Origin of the sequence: Janthinobacterium sp. 61, assembly GCF_002846335.1 — a bacterium.
Classification (GTDB): Bacteria; Pseudomonadota; Gammaproteobacteria; order Burkholderiales; family Burkholderiaceae_D; genus Janthinobacterium.
On record NZ_PJMQ01000001.1, the window covers coordinates 5,301,474 to 5,320,642 of the forward strand.

Below are 19,169 nucleotides of genomic sequence, written 5' to 3' on the forward strand. Positions count from 1 at the left end.
GATGCCGTGTATGCTTCGTCCCGTTTATCCATTATCGCCTGACAAATTGTGCGCTTTGTCGCGTAAATCTTTGAGGGCAAATGACGGGTAAAGCATGTTGACGTTTTAATCACTCGCCTGATACTGTTGCACTAATACAACGGGTGCCAGCATGCCATGCGCTATGATGGAATGGTCAATCAGGCCAATGCATTGGTTGGCAAGGGGCACTGGCTCTGTCGCGTAGTACGGTTGGCGATGGTCGGGATGCCTGAAAAAGCCCCTGGCCTGGTACCGGAAGTAACATGTTGGAACTTGATGGAATGTGAAACGGTCGTTATAGTGCCGCTTCCGGTGCCCTTTGAGCACCGAACCGGCGCACGAATGACGGTCGTTATGCAGCCTTCAAGCTTATCGGTGCAATAGCGTGCCGATACCGATATGAATGTTCCCCTGACCGGAACAGCAATGTGGCAGGTGGAGACCTTGCCCTCACTCATAAAAAGCGCTCTGCTAGAGCGCAGCTCGAGATGCATAGGCTGTATTACTTTTTGCTTCAAAAATTAAAGGAAATTGCAATGAAAAAAACTCTGATCACCCTGGCAGTTCTGGCAGCAGCCACTGGCGTAGCTCAAGCTCAATCGAGCGTTGTTATCTACGGTACCGTTGACGCTGGTTTCGTCAGCGAGCGCGGCGGCGTTAAAGGCAATGTAAACAAGCTGGACAGCGGCGTTGCTTCGGCTTCCCGTCTGGGCTTCAAAGGCACCGAAGATCTGGGCAGCGGCCTGTCGGCTCTGTTCCTGTTGGAATCGGGCTTCAGCGTTGACAACGGTCAACAAGACGTTGCAGGTACCTTGTTCAACCGTCAAGCTTACGTTGGTCTGAGCAGCAAAACGACCGGTACCCTGACCCTGGGTCGTCAATACACCCCTTGGTACAACACCCTGTCGAAAGTTGCTGATCCATTCGCAGCTGGCTACGCTGGTTCCGCTAAAAACTTGTTCCCAGCGAACACCCGCACCAGCAACACCGTGCTGTACACCTCGCCAAACTTCAACGGTTTTGACGGCGACGTAGCGTACACCTTCGGCGAAAACGCTGATTCGAACAAAATCGGCCGCAAAATCGGCGCGTCGGTTGGCTACTCGAATGGTCCTCTGAATGCACGTCTGGCTTACAACAACACCAGCAACGACACCGCGACCATCGAACAAGGTAGCGGCCGCAACTGGTTGGCTGCAGCTAACTACGACTTCGCAGTTGCTAAAGCTTACGTCGCATACGGCGTGAACAAAGGTGCACAAAGCGCCAACCTGAACAACGGTAACGTACAGAACTACAACTACGCTCCTGCTGCTCTGAGCACCGACAGCAACAACATCCTGGTCGGCGCAACCGTACCAGTCGGCCCAGCTGGCACCGTAATGGCTTCGTTCATCCGTACGAACGACAAAACCGCTGCTAACGCTGATGCTGATCAATGGGCACTGGGTTACTCCTACGCTCTGTCGAAGCGCACGAGCACCTACGCTTCGTACGCCAAGATCAAGAACAAAAACGGCGCTAACTACACCGTTGGTAACAACAGCAATGTTGGTACGGGCGACAAAGCCTTCAACGTTGGTGTTCGTCACTCGTTCTAATATTCGCGCAAGCGAAGCTTAGTACCGCCAAGGCATCCCCTCGGGGATGCTGCAAGCAAAGAAACGCGCTGTCTGGCTTCGGCCTGGCAGCGCGTTTTTGCATGTGCGGCGCCAGTTATAATGGCGCCGTTACTCAAGTAAAGGAATGCCATGAATTCATACACCTCGCCGCGTCTGGCTGCCATGCTGGCCGCGCTGCTGCTCGCCAGCGCCACCGGTGCCGCCTTCGCGGCAGTCAAGGGAAAGAAGCCGGTTGGACTGGAGCGCTATGGCGTGGCCGTCTACTCGGATCTATGTCTGCAAAAGGATAGCGGCGAGATCGGCGGCCAGCGCGTGACCCTGCACCGCTTCGCCGAGGCTGATTCCGTCATCTACGAATTCACGGCGGGTGCCCTGAGCTGGCCTATCGTGGCCAACGACGTCAACCTGGACACCGCCACGGGCGCCTTCGATTTCACCATCGCGGGCGCCGACAATGAAGAGCGCACCATCGTCGGCAAGTTTTCCAAAGATGGGCAAACCCTGACACTGGAAGGTGATTACTGCGGCGGCAATGTGCGCATGCCCATGAAACTGAGCCGCGTGCGCGATTTCGGCCGTCCCCTGAAAAATTGCACGCCATGCCCGCCGATGCCGGAAGCGCCGGCGGAGGCCGTGCCTGCCGAGGAAAGTGCGCCCGTGCCCGCTGCCTGAGCGATTGCCTCTGTCAAAAAGAAAAAGGCCCGGTATCGACCGGGCCTTTGTTGTTTCTCGCCTTGCAAGGGGCTTATTTGGCCGCCTGCGCCTTTTCTGCCGTGGCACGGATGGTGGCCAGGGTGGCATTCGGCGTGATCAGGTTGCCGTCGTAGCGCAGCTCGATCAGGGCCGGCAAGCTGTGCGTCCTGGCGTGCGCCAGCGCCCGTTGCAGCGCAGGAGCGAACTCTTCTGTCGTATTCACCACTGCGCCATGCGCGCCATACGCTTGCGCCAGCGCCGCGAAATCGGGATTGTGCAAGGTCGTGCCAGAGACGCGGCCCGGGTAGTCGCGTTCCTGGTGCATGCGGATGGTGCCGAACATCTGGTTGTTGAAGACGATGATGACCACGCCCGCCTGGTATTGCACGGCGGTGGCCAGTTCCTGGCCATTCATCATGTATTCGCCATCGCCGGCAAAGGTGATCACGGTGCGCTCCGGATGCACGATCTTTGCCGCCACGCCGGACGGCACGCCGTAGCCCATGGCGCCATTCGTCGGTGCCAGTTGCGTGCGCATGCCTCCATAGCGGTAGAAGCGGTGCGCCCACGAGGCGTAATTGCCGGCGCCGTTCGTCAGGATGGTGTCGGGGGGCACCTGTGCCATGATTTCCTGCGTCACTTGCCACAGGTCCAGCGGCGCCTGGCCATCCTGGAAGATGGGCGGCTGCTCTTGGTAGGCTGCCAGCTCGGCCTTGGCTTCGGCCGGCGACTGTTTCCATGCGGAAGCGTCCACGGGGTCCATGGCAGCCAGCATGGCGCAGACCTGCGGCATGCCGCTGTTGATCATCAGCTCAGCCTGGTAAACGCTGCCCAGCTCTTCGGCGTCCGTGTGGATGTGCACCAGACGCTGGCGCGGCACGGGCGAGTCGAACAGGGTGTAGCCGCCCGTCGTCATTTCACCCAGGCGCGGGCCGATGGCGATGACGAGGTCGGCATTTTTCACGCGCGCGGCCAGTTTCGGGTTGATGCCAATGCCGACGTCGCCGATATAGTTCGGGTGGGCATTGTCGAGCAAGTCCTGGAAACGGAAGGCGCAGGCGACGGGCAAGTGATTCGCTTCGGCGAACTGTTGCAGGTCGGCGCACGCCTGCGGCGTCCAGGTGGTGCCGCCCAGCAAGACCAGCGGCTGTTTCGCCGTGGCCAGCATGGCGCGCAGCTGCTGCAGCTGCGCGTCTGATGGCGCAGCCTGCACGGGCTGGTAGGCGCGCGTGTCTGCGACAGTCGCCATGGAAATGAGCATGTCTTCCGGCAGGGCCAGCACCACGGGGCCGGGGCGGCCGCTGGTGGCCACCTGGAAGGCACGTGCCAGGTATTCGGGAATGCGCTCGGCGCGGTCGATCTGCGCCACCCACTTGGCCATCTGGCCGTACATGCGGCGGTAGTCGATTTCCTGGAACGCTTCGCGGTCGACAAAATCATTGCCGACCTGGCCGATGAACAGGATCATCGGGGTGGAATCCTGATACGCCGTGTGCACGCCGATCGAGGCATTGGTGGCGCCCGGTCCGCGTGTGACGAAGCAGATGCCCGGCTTGCCCGTCAGCTTGCCGTAGGCTTCGGCCATGAAGGCGGCGCCGCCTTCCTGGCGGTTGATGATGAAGCGGATGCCCGAATCGTGCAGTGCGTCGAGCACGTCCAGGTAGCTTTCGCCAGGCACGCCAAAAGCGGTGTCGACACCATGGATCTGCAGGGCATCGACCAGGATCTGGCCGCCGGTACGGGATTGTTGCGTCATGTTCGGCTCTTTATATTCTAGTGGGTGGCAAAGAAGTGGGGCAAGCGGTGCGCATGCGCTTGCATGCAAGCAGCTTGCCTCATTCTATGTGAGCCGATTTGGCCCGGCTTTTGAAATGGCGACACCGAATTACACAATCCCCCGGGCCGGGGCCCGACGAGGGGCCCGGCGAGCGGTTTCGCGCCTGCACATGCCTTTTTGCAGAAACATGCTGCGGCGCGGTACAATGGCGGGTGAAGCAGGCCAGACAGTCGCTGGCTGGTGCAGCAATGCACTGGCGGGAGGAAGGTCCGGACTCCATAGAGCGGGGTGACGGTTAACGGCCGTCCGCTGAAAGCCGCAAGGTATAAGGCGAGGAATAGGGCCACAGAGACGAGCGTATTAAGTTACGGTGAAACGCGGTAACCTCCACCTGGTGCAATTTCAAATAGGCACGCGATGATGCTGCTCGCGGAGCGTGCGGGTAGAAAGCTTGAGCGCCCGAGTAATCTGGCGCCTAGAGGAATGACTGTCATAGCGCCAACCTGCAAGGGAAGGCGCCGTAACAAAATCCGGCCTATCGGCCTGCTTCACTTGAATTTGTGTTCCCTGGTCTGCCGGGGAGTGTATCGGTCACAGCGGCTTGCCTGCTGCGCGCCACCAAAAAGCCCCCCGCAAAGGGGCTTTTTTTGTTTCTAAAAATATAGCAGTTAAGATAAAGTTGTATATACAACTAAGAATGAACAATTGGTTAAAGTTTCTTCCTTTCAATTAATTGCTGCATTGCAAAAATAGTTTGCCTGCATCAGGCTAGCCCCGGAAAACCGGGCGGGAACGCGTTATGGGCGAATTTTTTTTGCCTTAAACCAAGTCTTTTGCTGTGGCTGCTTGCTGTTGTGCCTGGATGACGAAAGTATTGTCATGTGTCAACTAACTGTAAAAAATTCAATTTTTCGATTTCGTCTTTTTCGATGTTTACGGTAGGAAAACACATGTGTGCAGATGAGGTAGCACATTCACTATCTTTCATAAGTATCTAATTTATCGATATATTTTTATTTGAGACTGCTTCAACGATATGCGCTAAGTCCTTAATTTCATTAATAAAATTCCTGTTTTACCAATCGGAAACCGCTTGACCACTATCTTTGCTTACTCTAAAGTGGGCAACTGTGTGAAAAAGTGTGTTTTTGTGGGAAATTTCCCCTTTTCATCGTGATGCGCAAGCGTCGCAACCCAAGCTCAAAAAAGGTCTTCCGTGTTTCAAGGCGCGTCCGCAATCAATCTCGATGCCAAAGGCAGGATGTCTATCCCTGCCAAGCACCGTGACGCGCTGGCGATTCAATGCGAAGGCCGTTTGACCCTGACCAAACACCCCGATGGCTGCCTGCTGTTTTTCCCCCGTCCCGTGTGGGAAAGCCACCGCCAGCAAATCGCCGCCTGGCCCATGTCGGCGCGCGCCTGGCAGCGCATCTTCCTCGGCAACGCCGTCGACGTCGAGCTGGACTCGGCTGGCCGCGTGCTGATCTCGCCCGAATTGCGCAACGCCGTGGGGCTGTCGCGCGAAGTCATGATGATCGGCATGGGCAGTCACTTTGAAATATGGGATGCCGTCAAGTTGGCTGACAAAGAACAGCAGGCGATCGATGCCGGCACCCCCGATGTACTTTCCAATTTTTCTTTCTAAGGCTCCGTAATGACACAACTCACGGTGCCGGAATTTCAGCATCGCACGGTGCTGCTCGATGAAGCGGTCGATGCGCTCGACCTCACGGGCGACCGCGCGCACGGCATTTACGTCGATGGCACGTTTGGCCGCGGCGGGCATAGCCGATTGATTTTGTCGCGCCTGGCCGCTGATGCGCGCCTGATCGGCTTCGACAAGGATTTGCAAGCCATCGCCACGGCCGAACAGATCGGCGACCCCCGCTTTGAAATTGTCCATGACAGCTTTGCCACCATGACGGCCAGCCTGGCCGCGCGTGGCGTTCGGCAGGTGGACGGCATCTTGCTCGACCTGGGCATCTCGTCGCCGCAGGTCGACGATGCGGCGCGCGGTTTCAGTTTCCGCAACGACGGACCGCTGGATATGCGCATGGATACCACGCGCGGTATCTCCGCGGCCGAATGGCTGGCGGTGGAAACCGAGCAGAATTTAGAGAAAGTGATACGCGATTATGGGGAAGAACGGTTTGCTTTTCAGATTGCAAAGGCGATTGTTGCTGGCCGGGCAGTCCAGCCAATTTCAAGCACACGACAGCTTGCCAGCATCGTGGCAGGCGCCGTCAAGACCCGCGAGAAGGGTAAGGACCCCGCTACCCGCACCTTTCAGGCCATACGCATTTTCATTAACAAAGAGCTCGAGGATCTCGAGATCGGGCTGAGCCAGGCGTATGCCTGCCTGGCGCCCGGCGCGCGCATGGCCGTGATCAGTTTTCATTCGCTGGAAGACCGCATGGTCAAGCGCTTCTTCGCCTCGAAGGCGAACGTGGAGCAGCCTGACCGCCGCCTGCCGATCCGCGCGGTCGACTTGCCGCAGCCGGAAATGAAGCTGATCTTGAAGATGAAGCCGTCCGATGCCGAGATCGAGGGGAATCCCCGTTCGCGTTCGGCCGTGATGCGCGTGGCGCAGCGCCTGCCGCTGGTCGCCCCTGCGAATGGCGGCTCCCGATGACTGGCAAGCTGTGTGTCGTGCTGTCGGCCCTGCTGGTGTGCTGTGGCCTGTCGCTGGTGAACGCGCAGTACCAGTCGCGCCACCTGCTGATCGACCTGGAGCGCGCGCAAGCGCTGTCGCGCCAGCTCGACATCGACTGGGCGCAGCTGCAGCTGGACCAGTCGACCCTGGGCAAGCATGAGCGCATTGAATCGATTGCTCGGCGTGACCTGAGCATGACGCCGCTGACGGCGGCGCGTACGCAGTACCTGACGGAGGGCGAATAATGAAGTTGGGCGGTAACAGCAACGGCAGGGTGGCGGCATCGAAAGGCGTGCCATTCTCGAAGAACCCCGTACTGGCGGTGCGACTGCCCGTCTGGCGTTCGCGCGTCGTGCTGTTCCTGCTGTTCTTCGCTTTCGCCGGCCTGGGCGTGCGCGCCCTGTGGCTGCAGGGCGTGTCGACGCAGTTTTTGCAAAAGCAGGGCAAGGCACGCTACGAACGCACGCTGGAACTGCCGGCCACGCGCGGCAAGATCACCGACCGCAACGGCCAGGTGCTGGCCTCGTCCGTGCCCGTGAAAGCCATCTGGGCCATTCCCGACGACGTGCTGCAGGCGTCACCCGAGAAAATCAACGCGTTGGCCGGCTTGCTGGAAATGAATGTCAACGAATTGCGCAAGAAGCTCGATTCGGACCGCAGCTTTGTTTACCTGAAACGCCAGGTCGAGATGGACGTGGCCGACAAAATTTCCAAGCTGGGCATCGACGGCATCGACGAGCGCAAGGAATACAAGCGCTTTTATCCACAGGGCGAAGTGATGACCCACGTGGTCGGTTTTACCAATGTGGAAGACGTGGGCCAGGAAAGCATGGAACTGGCGCAGCAGAAAACCCTCGTCGGCACCACCGGCAGCCGCCGCGTGATCAAGGACCGCCTGGGCCACATCGTCGAAGATATCGGCTTCATCCACGAACCGCATGACGGCAAGGACCTGACCCTGTCCGTGGACAGCAAGATCCAGTACATCGCCTTCACGCAGTTGAAGGAGGCGGTGGAAAAATTCAATGCCAAGGCTGGCGGCGCCGTGGTGCTCGACGTGCACACGGGTGAAGTGCTGGCCCTGGCCAACTACCCCAGCTATGACCCGAACGACCGCCGCAAGCTCACGGGCCAGCAGCTGCGCAACCGCGTCATGACCGACACCTTTGAGCCCGGTTCGACCCTGAAACCGATCACCGTCTCGCTGGCGCTCGATACGGGACGCGTCAAGCCGACCACCCTGATCGACACGGGGCCGGGCCGCTACACCATCGCCGACCGTACCATTACCGATACCAAGCCGCACGGCGTGATCAATGTCTCTGAAATCATCGAGATGTCGTCGAACATCGGCACCTCGAAAATCGCGCTGGGCATGCCGTCGCAGGAAATGTGGGAAATGTTTACCAAGGTAGGCTTCGGCCAGCAGCCGAAATGGGGCTTCCCCGGCGCTGTGGCCGGCCGCGTGCGTCCATATAAATCGTGGCGCCCGGTGGAACAGGCCACCATGAGCTACGGTAACGGCATTTCCGTGTCGCTGATCCAGCTGGCGCGCTCTTACATGATGTTCGCCCGTGATGGCGACACGATTCCATTATCGTTCCAGAAGGTCAATGAGCTGCCTGTGGGCCAGCAGGTGATCAAGCCGAAGACGGCCGCCGAAATGCGCGCCATGCTGGAACTGGTGGTCTCCGGCGCGCACGGCTCGGCCAAGCGCGCCCAGGTCGCCGGTTACCGCGTCGGCGGCAAGACGGGTACCGCTTACAAGGTGGAAAACGGCCGTTATGCGATGCCGCGCAAATACATTGGCTCTTTCGTGGGCATGGTGCCGATGTCGGCGCCGCGCTTCATCATTGCCGTGATGATCGATGAACCGACCGGCCCCGCCCACTATGGCGGCCAGGTTGCCGCTCCCGCTTTCGCGGCGATTGCGACCAACGCGCTGCGCGCGATGAACGTACCGCCCGATTCCTCCGTTACCGAAATCGTGGTCCCGGCCAATGCCGGCCCGGAGGCCATGTGAAGTCACTCATGACCATACAAGACATCAGTTTGTGGATCAAAGCGGCTGCCCCGTCCGGGCAGCTGACGTCCGATTCGCGGCGCGTGCAGCGCGGCGACGTGTTTTTCGCCTACGCTGGCGCCACTCATTTCATCGACGCCGCTATCGAGCAGGGCGCCGCCGCCATCGTGCATGACGCCGTGGAATGGAACGCCGCATGGAATGTGCCGCATCTGCTGGTCGGCGACCTGAAGCGCCTGGCTGGCCCCGTGGCACATGCTGTTTACGACATGCCCGACAGTGCCATGTTCAGCGCCGGCGTGACGGGCACGAATGGCAAGACCTCGTGCGCCTTGTGGCTGGCGCAGGCCTTGGCGCGCCTGGGCGAAACATCGTCCGTCATCGGTACCTTGGGCGTGGGCCTGTGCAAGCCGCGCGGCGCCATCGAATTCGACGTCACCGGCTACACCACGCCCGACGCCGTGCTGCTGGCGCGTAAACTCGCCGCCATGCGCGACGCTGGCGCCAAGGCTGTTGCCATCGAAGTGTCGTCGATTGGCCTGGACCAGGACCGCGCGGCCGGCATGCATTTCGATGTCGCCATGTTCACCAATTTGACGCGCGACCACCTTGATTACCATGGCGACATGGCCACTTACGAGGCGGCCAAAGTCAAGCTGTTCGACTGGCCCGGCCTGAAGACGGCCGTCATCAACCTGGACGACCCCATGGGCTTGCGCCTGGCGCGCCACGTGGACGGCAAGCTGGCGGGCGAGTATCCGGTCATCGGCTACACCTTGCAGGATGCGGCGGCCTTGCCCGACCTCCCGGGCGTGCTGATGCTGCGTGCCAGCCAGTTCCGCAGCCGCAATGCCGGCACCGACTTCCATCTGGAATGCGCGCTTGGCGTGGCGCTGGTCAAAACGCAACTGGTGGGTCACTTCAATATCAGCAACGCGCTGGCCGTGCTGGGCGCCTTGCTGGCGCATGGCACTGGCCTGCGCGCCGCCATCGACGGCATCGAATCGCTGCAGCCGGCTCCCGGCCGCATGCAGCAGGTGGGTGGGCAGGAAGCGCCGATGGTCGTCATCGATTACGCGCATACGCCGGACGCGCTGGAAAAAACCCTGGCCGCCTTGCGCCAGGTGGCGCAGGAACGGGGCGGCCAGCTGTGGTGCGTGTTCGGCTGCGGTGGCGACCGCGATCCGGGCAAGCGTCCGCAGATGGGCGCCATCGCGCAGCTGGCCGATCACGTGCTGGTTACCAGCGACAATCCGCGCAGCGAAGACCCGCACGCCATCATCGCGCAGATCGTCGCCGGTATGCGCACAGACGGTCCGCAGCCGCAGGCTATCGAAGACCGCGCCGCAGCCATCCTGTCGGCCATCAAGCATGCCGCCAAGCCGGACGTGATCCTGCTGGCGGGCAAGGGCCATGAGCCGTACCAGGAAATCAAGGGCAAGAAACTGCCGTTCTCCGATGCCGATCATGCGCAGCTGGCCCTGTCCGCGCGCCTGACCATGATGAGGACGAACTGATGGACCGCCTCATGCACGCGACCCTGGCCGAACTGATGCCTGCCCTGCACGGCGCGCAGATGACGGGCGACGCCGTTTTTGACGGTGTATCAACCGATAGCCGCAGCGCGCCAGCCGGCTCGCTCTTCGTCGCCTTGCGCGGCGAAAGCTTCGACGCCCATGACTTCCTCGACCAGGTGGCCGCCAGTGGCGTTGCCGCCGTGGTGGTCGAGCGCCTGCCCGCAGGCTGGGATAGCAGCAAGGTGCCGGCCATCGTGGTCGCTGATACCCTGGTCGCGCTGGGCCGCATCGCCAATTACTGGCGCGGCCGTTTCAACCTGCCCGTCATTGGCGTTACCGGCAGCAATGGCAAGACCACCGTCAAGGAGATGATTTCGTCCATCCTGGCGACGGCCTTTGGCGAAGAAGGCCGCCTGGCCACGCGCGGCAACCTGAATAATGAAATCGGCGTGCCATTGACCCTGTTCCGCCTCAGCGATCAGCACAAGGCGGCCGTGATCGAGATGGGGATGAACCATCCGGGCGAAATAGCGCGCCTTGCGGCAATCGCCGCGCCGACGCTGGCGATGGTTAACAACGCGCAGCGCGAGCACCAGGAATTCATGCACACGGTGGTAGCGGTGGCGCGCGAAAACGGCGCCGCGCTGGCTGCATTGGCCGACGACGGCGTGGCCGTGTTCCCGCACGGCGACGAATTCACGCCCCTGTGGCGCGAACTGGCCGGCGCGCGCGCCGTCATCACCTTCGGGCTGTCGAAGGATGCCGACGTAAGCTGCACGCATCGCGTGGCCGAGGATTTTGGCAGCGACATGTTCGTCAGCGTGCGCGCGCAGGATGGCAGCTTGCGCCAGTTCTTCGTCGGCTTGCAGGCGGCGGGCGAGCACAATGTGCGCAATGCGCTGGCTGCGGCGGCATGCGCCATTGGCGCCGGTATCGCCATCGAGCATATCAAGCAGGGCCTGGAGGCGTTCGCGCCCGTGAACGGTCGCCTGCAGAAAAAACGTGCCGTCAACGGCGCCACCATCATCGACGACACGTATAACGCCAATCCGGATTCGGTGAGGGCGGCCATCGACGTGCTGGCGCAGGCCGCAGCACCGCGCATTCTGGTGCTGGGCGAGATGGCGGAAGTTGGCACGCAGGGGCAGCAGTTCCACGAAGAGATCGGCGCCTACGCCGCCGCCAAAGGCATCGAACACGTGCTGGCGACGGGCGGCCTGGCGCGCCATCTGGTGAATGCGGCGCAGGCTGCCGCCAGCCAGGAATCGGGCACGGTCGTGGAGTATTTCGAACAGTTCGACGGCTTGCTGGCAGCGCTCGATGCGCATCTGTCCGGCCGCTCGGATGCAACAGTATTAATCAAGGGCTCCCGCTCCATGAAAATGGAACGGGCCGTGCAGCATTTGATTGGTTCAAACAACAAAAACAAGGAAGCTCACTAATCATGCTGCTCTGGCTCGCTCATTATTTCCAGGACGACATTGGCCCACTGCGGGTCTTTAACTTCATCACTTTCCGCGCCGTCTTCGCGACCCTGACCGCGATCCTGATCGGCCTGTGCGCCGGTCCCGCCGTGATCCGCATGCTCACGCGCATGAAGGTCGGCCAGGCCGTGCGTACGGACGGCCCGCAAACGCATCTGAAAAAACACGGCACCCCGACCATGGGCGGCGTGCTGATCCTCATTGCCATCGGCATTTCCACCTTGCTGTGGGCCGACTTGTCGAACCGCTTCATCTGGCCAGTGCTGATCGTCACCCTGGGCTTTGGTGCCGTCGGCTGGGCCGATGACTACCGCAAGGTGGTGCACCAGGACCCGGAAGGCATGCGCTCGCGCGAAAAATACTTCTGGCAGTCGCTGATTGGCATCGCCGCCGCGTTTTACCTGGCGTTTTCCGTGTCCATCTCCGAGCCCAATGCTGGCCAGGTGTGGAATCTGATCTACGCCTGGGTGCAGTCCGGCTTCGCCATGGACTTGCCGCCCAAGGCCGACCTGATCGTCCCGTTCTTCAAGACCATCAGCTATCCGCTGGGCGTGTGGGGCTTTATCGCGCTAACGTATTGCGTCATCGTCGGCACCAGCAACGCCGTCAACTTTACCGATGGTCTCGATGGCCTGGCCATCATGCCGACCGTGATGGTGGGTACGGCCCTGGGCCTGTTCGCCTACCTGACGGGCAACGCCACGTATGCGCGCTACCTGTTCATCCCGCATATTCCTGGCGCCGGCGAACTGGTAATTTTCTGCGGCGCGCTGGCCGGTTCCGGCCTGGCCTTCCTCTGGTATAACACGCACCCTGCGAAAGTGTTCATGGGCGACGTGGGCGCGCTGGCACTGGGCGGCGCACTGGGCACCGTGGCCGTCATCGTGCGCCAGGAAATCGTCCTGTTCATCATGGGCGGCATCTTCGTCGTCGAAACACTGTCCGTGATCATCCAGGTCGTCTGGTTCAAGTACACCAAGAAGCGCTACGGCACGGGCCGCCGCGTCTTCCTGATGGCGCCACTGCATCACCATTTTGAACAAAAAGGCTGGAAAGAGACGCAGGTTGTCGTGCGTTTCTGGATCATCACCATGATGCTGGTGCTGCTCGGCCTGACCACCTTGAAGCTGCGCTAATGATGTACGACGCTAAAACCGCACTGGTACTGGGCCTCGGGGAGTCGGGCCTGGCCATGGCCCTGTGGCTGGCCCGCAGCGGTGCGGCCGTGCGCGTGGCCGATACGCGCGAGGCGCCAGAGCGTCTGGCCGCGTTGCAGGCCGCCGTGCCGCAGGCGCGCTTCATCGCTGGCGCCTTCACGGCCGAATTGCTCGATGGCGTCGACTTCGTCGCGGTCAGCCCCGGCCTGGCGCCGGGCCGCGAACTGGCGCAGATTGCACCTGCCGCTGCCGAGAAAAATATCCCCGTATGGGGCGAGATCGAACTGTTCGCGCAAGCGCTGGCGGCGTTGAAGGCGGAACGCGGCTATGCGCCGAAAGTGATCGCCATCACGGGTACGAACGGCAAGACGACGGTGACCAGTCTGGTGGGTCTGCTGTGCGAACGCGCAGGCCTGGCCACGCGCGTTGCCGGCAATATCAGCCCGGCGGCGCTGGACGTGTTGCGCGAAGTGCTCGATGGCGAGCCTGCGCCGCAGCCGGTGGATGCGGAAGCTGACGTGGCGGAAGCTGTCGCCAGCACCTTGCCGCAGGCGTGGATTTTGGAGTTGTCCAGCTTCCAGTTGCACACGACCTTCAGCCTGCAGGCCGATGCGGCCACGGTCCTGAATCTGTCGCAGGACCACCTGGACTGGCATGGCGACATGGCTGCGTATGCCAAAGACAAGGCGCGCATCTTCGGCGACCAGACCGTGCGCATCCTGAACCGCGACGATGCCGCCGTGATGCACATGGCCGATCCGCTGACCGAGACCGTTACCTTCGGCACGGGCGAGCCGGCGGAGGTGGACAGCTTTGGCCTGGTCAATGAACGGGGTATTTTCTGGCTGGCGCAAGCCGTGCCCAGCGAAGAAGTTATCGAGAAAAAACGCAGGAAGAACGATCCGGCACCGGAACCGGTGCCGACGATGGCCAAGAAACTGATGCCGGCCGATGCGCTGAAAATCCGTGGCCAGCACAATGCCTCGAATGCGCTGGCGGCGCTTGCCCTGTGCCGCGCCATCGGCCTGCCGTTCGCGCCACTGCTGCACGGCTTGCGCGAGTACCAGGGGGAGCCGCATAGGGTGGAACTGATCACGGCCGTCAATGAAGTCGAATACTACGACGATAGCAAGGGCACCAACGTGGGCGCGACAGTGGCTGCGTTGTTCGGCCTGGGCAAGGCGTTTGGCGGTGCGGAACAACGCCTGGTGCTGATCGCCGGCGGCGATGGCAAGGGCCAGGATTTCTCGCCGCTGGCTGAACCCGTGTCGCGCTATGTGCGCGCCGTGGTGCTGATCGGCCGCGACGCGCCGGCGCTGCGCACGGCCCTTGAGCCGGCCGGCGTGGACATCGTCGACTGCGCCACCTTGCCGGAAGCGGTCAAGCGCGCCAGCAGCCTGGCGCTGGCCGGCGATGCCGTGCTGCTGTCGCCCGCTTGCGCCAGCCTGGACATGTTCAAGAACTATGCGCACCGCGCGCAGGTGTTTGTCGACGCCGTGCGCGACATCGCGCTGGAAAACGGACAGGATATCTGATGGCCTTCCAACTGCCCTTCAGCTTTGGTTCCGGCTCGGCTGCCAAGCCGCTGGATAGCCGCGCGCGGCAGTCGAAGATGATGGACTATGACAAGCCGCTGGTGTGGGTGGTCCTGTTGCTCATGTTGCTGGGCATGGTGATGGTGTATTCAGCATCGATTTCGCTGTCGGACGCGCGCAAGTTCGCCGCCTACACCAACAATTATTTCGTTGTGCGTCAGGCGCTGTTCATCGGCGTATCGATCATCGTCGCCGCAATGGTGTTCCGCATCCGCATCGCCACCTGGCAAAAGATCGCGCCGTGGCTGTTCATCGGCACGCTGGTGCTGCTGGTAATGGTCTTGATACCTGGCCTGGGCGTGTCGGTCAATGGCGGGCGCCGCTGGCTGAACTTGCCGGGCCTGCGTCCGCAGCCGTCCGAACTGATGAAGGTAGTGATGGTGCTGTACGCCGCCGACTACACCGTGCGCAAGCAGGAGTACATGCACAAATTGACCAAGGGCTTCATGCCGATGGCGCTGGCCGTCAGCTTCGTCGGCCTGCTGCTGCTGATGGAACCCGACCTGGGCGCTTTCGGCGTGATCGTCTGCATCGCCATGGGCATTCTGTTTTTGGGCGGCGTCAACGCCATCTGGTTCGGCGGCATCGGCGCCATGCTGACGGCGATCTTCGTCACCATCATCGCCTTGTCGAAATTCCGCCGCGAGCGGTTTTTTGCGTATCTCGACCCGTGGCAGGAAGATAATGCGCTCAACAAGGCCTACCAGCTGACGCACTCGCTGATCGCCTTCGGGCGCGGCGAACTGTTTGGCGTGGGACTGGGCGGCAGCGTGGAAAAACTGCACTACCTGCCCGAAGCGCATACGGACTTCTTGCTGGCCGTGATCGGCGAGGAACTGGGCCTGGTGGGCGTCCTGATCGTGATCGGCATGTTTTACTGGATTATCAAGCGGGCCTTCGACATCGGCCGGCAGGCGATCGCCATCGACCAGACCTTCGCCGGATTGACGGCGAAAGGCATCGCCATCTGGATCGGCGTGCAGACCTTCATCAACATGGGCGTGAACCTTGGCCTGCTGCCGACCAAGGGGCTGACTTTGCCCCTGATGAGTTATGGCGGCACGGGCGTACTGATTAACTGTATCGGCCTGGCGATTTTGCTGCGCATCGATTACGAAAACCGGATCCTGATGCGCGGAGGCCGGCTATGAACAATGTGGCGAACTTGAAAACGACGAAAAGACTGATGATCATGGCGGCCGGTACTGGCGGCCATATTTTCCCGGGCCTGGCGATTGCGCAGACGATGCGCGCGCGCGGCTGGGAAGTGAGCTGGCTGGGCACGACCCACGGCATGGAACAGGAACTGGTGCCGAAAAGCGGCATTCCCATGGATGCCATCGCGTTCTCAGGCATGCGTGGCAAGGGCCTGGCGCATACGGTCAAAGGCGGTTTCAAGATGCTGGCGAGCTTCTTTGCCATTCGCCGTTTCATCGCCAGCCGCAAGCCGGACGTGGTGATGGGCATGGGCGGCTACGTGACCGTGCCGGGCGGCCTGATGGCGCGCCTGAAGGGCGTGCCGCTGGTGCTGGTCAATGCCGACGCGGCGCTGCTGCTGTCGAACAAGACGCTGGTGCCGCTGGCGCAAAAGGTCTGTTTCGGTTTTCCCGCCGATTTCGGCAGCGCTGCGGGCAAGGCCGTCGTCACGGGCAATCCCGTGCGCGCTGAGATTCTCGCCATGGCACCGCCGGCGTCCCGCTTTGCGGGCCGCAGCGGGCCGCTGCGTATCCTGGTGGTGGGCGGCAGCCTGGGCGCGAAAGCGCTGAACGACAGTCTGCCCGCCGCGCTGGCCTTGATGCCGGAGGGCGAACGTCCGCTGGTGAAGCACCAGTCGGGCAAGAAGAATATCGACGCCCTGCATGCAGCGTATGCGCAGGCAGGCGTGCAGGCCGATGTTGTCGACTTCATCGACGACATGGCCAAGGCCTATACCGAGGCCGACCTGGTGATTTGCCGTGCTGGCGCCATCACCCTGTCGGAACTGACGGCGGCCGGCGTGGCCAGCGTGCTTGTGCCGCTGGTAGCGTCAACCACCAGCCACCAGCGCGACAACGCGCAATGGATGGCGAAGCAGGGCGCGGCGATTCATCTGCCGCAGACGGAAATGAGTGCGGCGTCGCTGAGCTCCTTGCTGGCGTCGCTGAGCCGCGATACCTGCCAGCAGATGGCGCAAGCGGCACTGGCAGCAGGCAAGCGCGACGCCAATGAGGCGATCGCACACGTATTGGAAAAATTGGCATGAGGTTAGCTCTGTGAAGCATAAAGTAAACAATATCCACTTTGTCGGCATTGGCGGCAGCGGCATGAGCGGCATCGCCGAAGTGCTGGTCAACCTGGGTTACAAGGTGTCGGGCTCCGACCTGGGCAGCAATGCGGCGACGCAGCGACTGGCGAGCCTTGGTGCGACCGTCATGCTCGGCCACGCGGCCGAGAACATCGGCGACGCCGATGCGGTGGTGACCTCGGGCGCCGTCCCGCAAGACAATCCGGAAGTGGCGGCTGCGCGCGCGCGCAAGATCCCGCTGGTGCCGCGCGCCGTGATGCTCGGTGAATTGATGCGTTTGAAGCGCGGCATCGCCATCGCCGGCACGCACGGCAAGACGACGACGACCAGCCTGGTCGCGTCCGTGCTGGCGCAGGGCGGCCTCGATCCTACTTTTGTGATCGGCGGACGCCTGACCAGCGCCGGCGCGAACGCCAAGCTCGGTTCCGGCGACTACCTGGTGGCCGAAGCCGATGAGTCGGACGCCTCGTTCCTGAACCTGACGCCGATGATCGAAGTGATCACGAATATCGATGCCGATCACATGGACACCTATGAGCACGATTTCGAAAAGCTCAAGCAGGCGTTCGTGCAGTTCACACACCGTTTGCCTTTCTATGGCCGCGCCATGCTGTGCATCGACGATCCGCACGTACGCGCCATCATCCCGTCCGTCACCAAGCCGGTCACCACCTACGGTTTCGCTGAAGACGCGCAAGTGCGCGCCATCAACGCGCGCGCCGTAGGCCTGGAAATGCATTTTACGGTGCTGCAGGAAGGCTATCCCGACCTCGACGTGGTGCTGAACCAGCCCGGCATGCACAACGTGCAAAATGCCTGCTCGGCGATCGCCATCGCGCGCGAAATCGGCATCGCCGACAGCGCCACGCAGCAGGGCCTGGCCGAGTTTTCCGGCGTGGGCCGGCGCTTCACGCGCTATGGCGACGTGGCGCTGCCAAATGGCGGCAGCTTCTCCCTGGTAGACGATTTCGGCCATCATCCGGTGGAAACGGAAGTGACCCTGGCTGCCGCGCGCGCTGCCTATCCTGGCCGCCGCCTGGTGCTGGCGTTCCAGCCGCACCGCTACAGCCGCACGCGCGACCTGTTCGAGGATTTCGTCAAGGTGCTGGGTGCACCCGACGTGCTGCTCTTGTCCGAAGTGTATGCGGCAGGCGAAGCGCCTATCGTCGCCGCCGACGGCCGCGCCCTGGCGCATGCGCTGCGCGCGCGCGGCAAGATCGAACCGATTTTCGTCGAGTCCATGACGGACATGGCCGACACCATCATGAGCGTGGCGCGCGACGGAGACGTCGTGCTGACCATGGGAGCTGGCTCGATCAGCGGCATCCCGCAACAACTGACAACGTATCAATCTCACACTGTAAAGGCCTGACGTGAACCAAGCTTCAGCTATCGACGTTAAACAATTGGGCAAAGTCGGCGTCCTGTTCGGCGGCCGCTCGGCCGAGCGCGAAGTGTCGCTGATGTCCGGTGCCGGCGTGCTAGCCGCTTTGAAAAGCCATGGCGTGGATGCGCATGGCTTCGATACGGGCGAACGCAGCCTGGCCGAACTGGCCGCTGAGAAATTTGATCGCGTCTTCATCGCGCTGCACGGCCGCTTCGGCGAAGACGGCAGCCTTCAGGGCGCGCTGGAGCAGCTGGGCATTCCCTACACGGGCAGCGGCGTGATGGCGTGTTCGGTGGGCATGGACAAGGTTTACACCAAGATGATCTGGCTGATGCACCATCTGCCGACGCCAAAATACGCGGTGCTCGATGGTAAATCGGACCTCGCCAAGGTGGCCTCCGAACTGGGCTTGCCGCTGATCGTCAAGCCGCCGCATGAGGGGTCGAGCATCGGCATTACGACGGTCAACGAAGCGTCGGCCTTCCAGGCGGCCTACGACATCGCCGCCGGTCTCGATGATTCGGTGCTGGCCGAGGAATTCATCAAGGGCCGCGAATTTACTGTGGCGATCCTGGGCAAGGGCGCGACAGCGCGCGCGCTGCCGCCGATTGAAATCGTCGCCCCGCAAGGTAATTACGACTATCAGAACAAGTACTTCACGGACGACACCAAGTACTTCTGCCCGCCGCAGCTGGACCCGGCGATCGTGGCCGAAATGGAGCGCATCGCCCTGGAAGCGTACCGCGCGCTCGGCTGCGAAGGCTGGGGACGTGTGGATGTGCTGATGCGAGCTGCCGACAGCAAGCTGTTCCTGCTGGAGGTCAATACCTCGCCGGGCATGACCGGTCACTCGCTCGTACCGATGGCGGCGCGCGCGGAAGGCACCAGCTATGAAGACCTGTGCCTGGAAATCGTTTCCGGCGCAAGCCTGAAAATGCACAAGGGACAGCGCTGAT

At 61.7% G+C, this 19,169-nt stretch carries 15 protein-coding genes and 1 other RNA gene; 15 read left to right on the plus strand and 1 reads right to left on the minus strand.

What is annotated here, in order from left to right; genetic code table 11:
• The first annotated feature begins 557 nt into the window (after positions 1–557).
• Together CLU92_RS24115 and CLU92_RS24120 are read left to right on the plus strand one after the other, a co-directional pair.
• Positions 558–1,622, plus strand: a complete 1,065-nt coding sequence (locus CLU92_RS24115) for a porin (protein WP_101483919.1) — start codon at positions 558–560, stop codon at positions 1,620–1,622.
• A 150-nt stretch (positions 1,623–1,772) separates the two neighbouring features.
• Positions 1,773–2,315 carry a hypothetical protein gene (locus CLU92_RS24120; RefSeq protein ID WP_101483920.1) on the plus strand — a complete coding sequence of 181 codons (543 nt, stop codon included), beginning with the start codon at positions 1,773–1,775 and terminating at the stop codon, positions 2,313–2,315.
• A 73-nt stretch (positions 2,316–2,388) separates the two neighbouring features.
• On the opposite strand, the gene CLU92_RS24125 is transcribed toward CLU92_RS24120, so the two are convergent.
• Positions 2,389–4,092, minus strand: a complete 1,704-nt coding sequence (locus CLU92_RS24125) for a thiamine pyrophosphate-binding protein (protein WP_101483921.1) — start codon at positions 4,090–4,092, stop codon at positions 2,389–2,391.
• Positions 4,093–4,327: 235 nt separating this feature from the next.
• Between CLU92_RS24125 and rnpB the strand changes: the two genes are divergently transcribed.
• The 13 genes from rnpB (at position 4,328) to CLU92_RS24190 (ending at position 19,168) form a co-directional block, all read left to right on the plus strand.
• Positions 4,328–4,667: RNase P RNA component class A (gene rnpB / locus CLU92_RS24130), an RNA gene on the plus strand.
• A 662-nt stretch (positions 4,668–5,329) separates the two neighbouring features.
• On the plus strand, positions 5,330–5,758 hold the full coding sequence (mraZ, locus tag CLU92_RS24135; RefSeq protein ID WP_101483922.1) for a division/cell wall cluster transcriptional repressor MraZ: 429 nt from the start codon (positions 5,330–5,332) through the stop codon (positions 5,756–5,758).
• 9 nt (positions 5,759–5,767) lie between these two features.
• Positions 5,768–6,745 (plus strand): 16S rRNA (cytosine(1402)-N(4))-methyltransferase RsmH, encoded by a 978-nt coding sequence (rsmH, locus tag CLU92_RS24140; protein WP_101483923.1) that lies wholly within the window; start codon positions 5,768–5,770, stop codon positions 6,743–6,745.
• On the plus strand, positions 6,742–7,011 hold the full coding sequence (gene ftsL / locus CLU92_RS24145; RefSeq protein ID WP_034748894.1) for a cell division protein FtsL: 270 nt from the start codon (positions 6,742–6,744) through the stop codon (positions 7,009–7,011). Before rsmH ends, ftsL begins: the two co-directional genes overlap by 4 nt.
• A complete protein-coding gene (locus CLU92_RS24150) occupies positions 7,011–8,789 on the plus strand; it encodes a penicillin-binding protein 2 (protein WP_101483924.1) in 1,779 nt (592 codons plus the stop codon). The genes ftsL and CLU92_RS24150 overlap by 1 nt, the downstream gene beginning before the upstream one ends.
• Positions 8,790–8,797: 8 nt before the next feature.
• Positions 8,798–10,306, plus strand: a complete 1,509-nt coding sequence (locus CLU92_RS24155; RefSeq protein ID WP_101483925.1) for a UDP-N-acetylmuramoyl-L-alanyl-D-glutamate--2,6-diaminopimelate ligase — start codon at positions 8,798–8,800, stop codon at positions 10,304–10,306.
• A gap of 11 nt (positions 10,307–10,317) precedes the next feature.
• Positions 10,318–11,748 (plus strand): UDP-N-acetylmuramoyl-tripeptide--D-alanyl-D-alanine ligase, encoded by a 1,431-nt coding sequence (gene murF / locus CLU92_RS24160; RefSeq protein WP_101484869.1) that lies wholly within the window; start codon positions 10,318–10,320, stop codon positions 11,746–11,748.
• A 2-nt stretch (positions 11,749–11,750) separates the two neighbouring features.
• A complete protein-coding gene (mraY, locus tag CLU92_RS24165; protein WP_101483926.1) occupies positions 11,751–12,926 on the plus strand; it encodes a phospho-N-acetylmuramoyl-pentapeptide-transferase in 1,176 nt (391 codons plus the stop codon).
• Positions 12,926–14,482 carry a UDP-N-acetylmuramoyl-L-alanine--D-glutamate ligase gene (murD, locus tag CLU92_RS24170; protein ID WP_101483927.1) on the plus strand — a complete coding sequence of 519 codons (1,557 nt, stop codon included), beginning with the start codon at positions 12,926–12,928 and terminating at the stop codon, positions 14,480–14,482. The genes mraY and murD overlap by 1 nt, the downstream gene beginning before the upstream one ends.
• Positions 14,482–15,693, plus strand: coding sequence for a putative lipid II flippase FtsW (gene ftsW / locus CLU92_RS24175; protein ID WP_101483928.1), 1,212 nt, complete (start codon positions 14,482–14,484; stop codon positions 15,691–15,693). Before murD ends, ftsW begins: the two co-directional genes overlap by 1 nt.
• Positions 15,690–16,784 carry an undecaprenyldiphospho-muramoylpentapeptide beta-N-acetylglucosaminyltransferase gene (gene murG / locus CLU92_RS24180; RefSeq protein WP_101483929.1) on the plus strand — a complete coding sequence of 365 codons (1,095 nt, stop codon included), beginning with the start codon at positions 15,690–15,692 and terminating at the stop codon, positions 16,782–16,784. The genes ftsW and murG overlap by 4 nt, the downstream gene beginning before the upstream one ends.
• A 10-nt stretch (positions 16,785–16,794) precedes the next feature.
• Positions 16,795–18,198, plus strand: coding sequence for a UDP-N-acetylmuramate--L-alanine ligase (murC, locus tag CLU92_RS24185; protein ID WP_101483930.1), 1,404 nt, complete (start codon positions 16,795–16,797; stop codon positions 18,196–18,198).
• A gap of 1 nt (position 18,199) precedes the next feature.
• Positions 18,200–19,168 carry a D-alanine--D-alanine ligase gene (locus CLU92_RS24190; protein ID WP_257561646.1) on the plus strand — a complete coding sequence of 323 codons (969 nt, stop codon included), beginning with the start codon at positions 18,200–18,202 and terminating at the stop codon, positions 19,166–19,168.
• Position 19,169 lies beyond the last annotated feature (1 nt).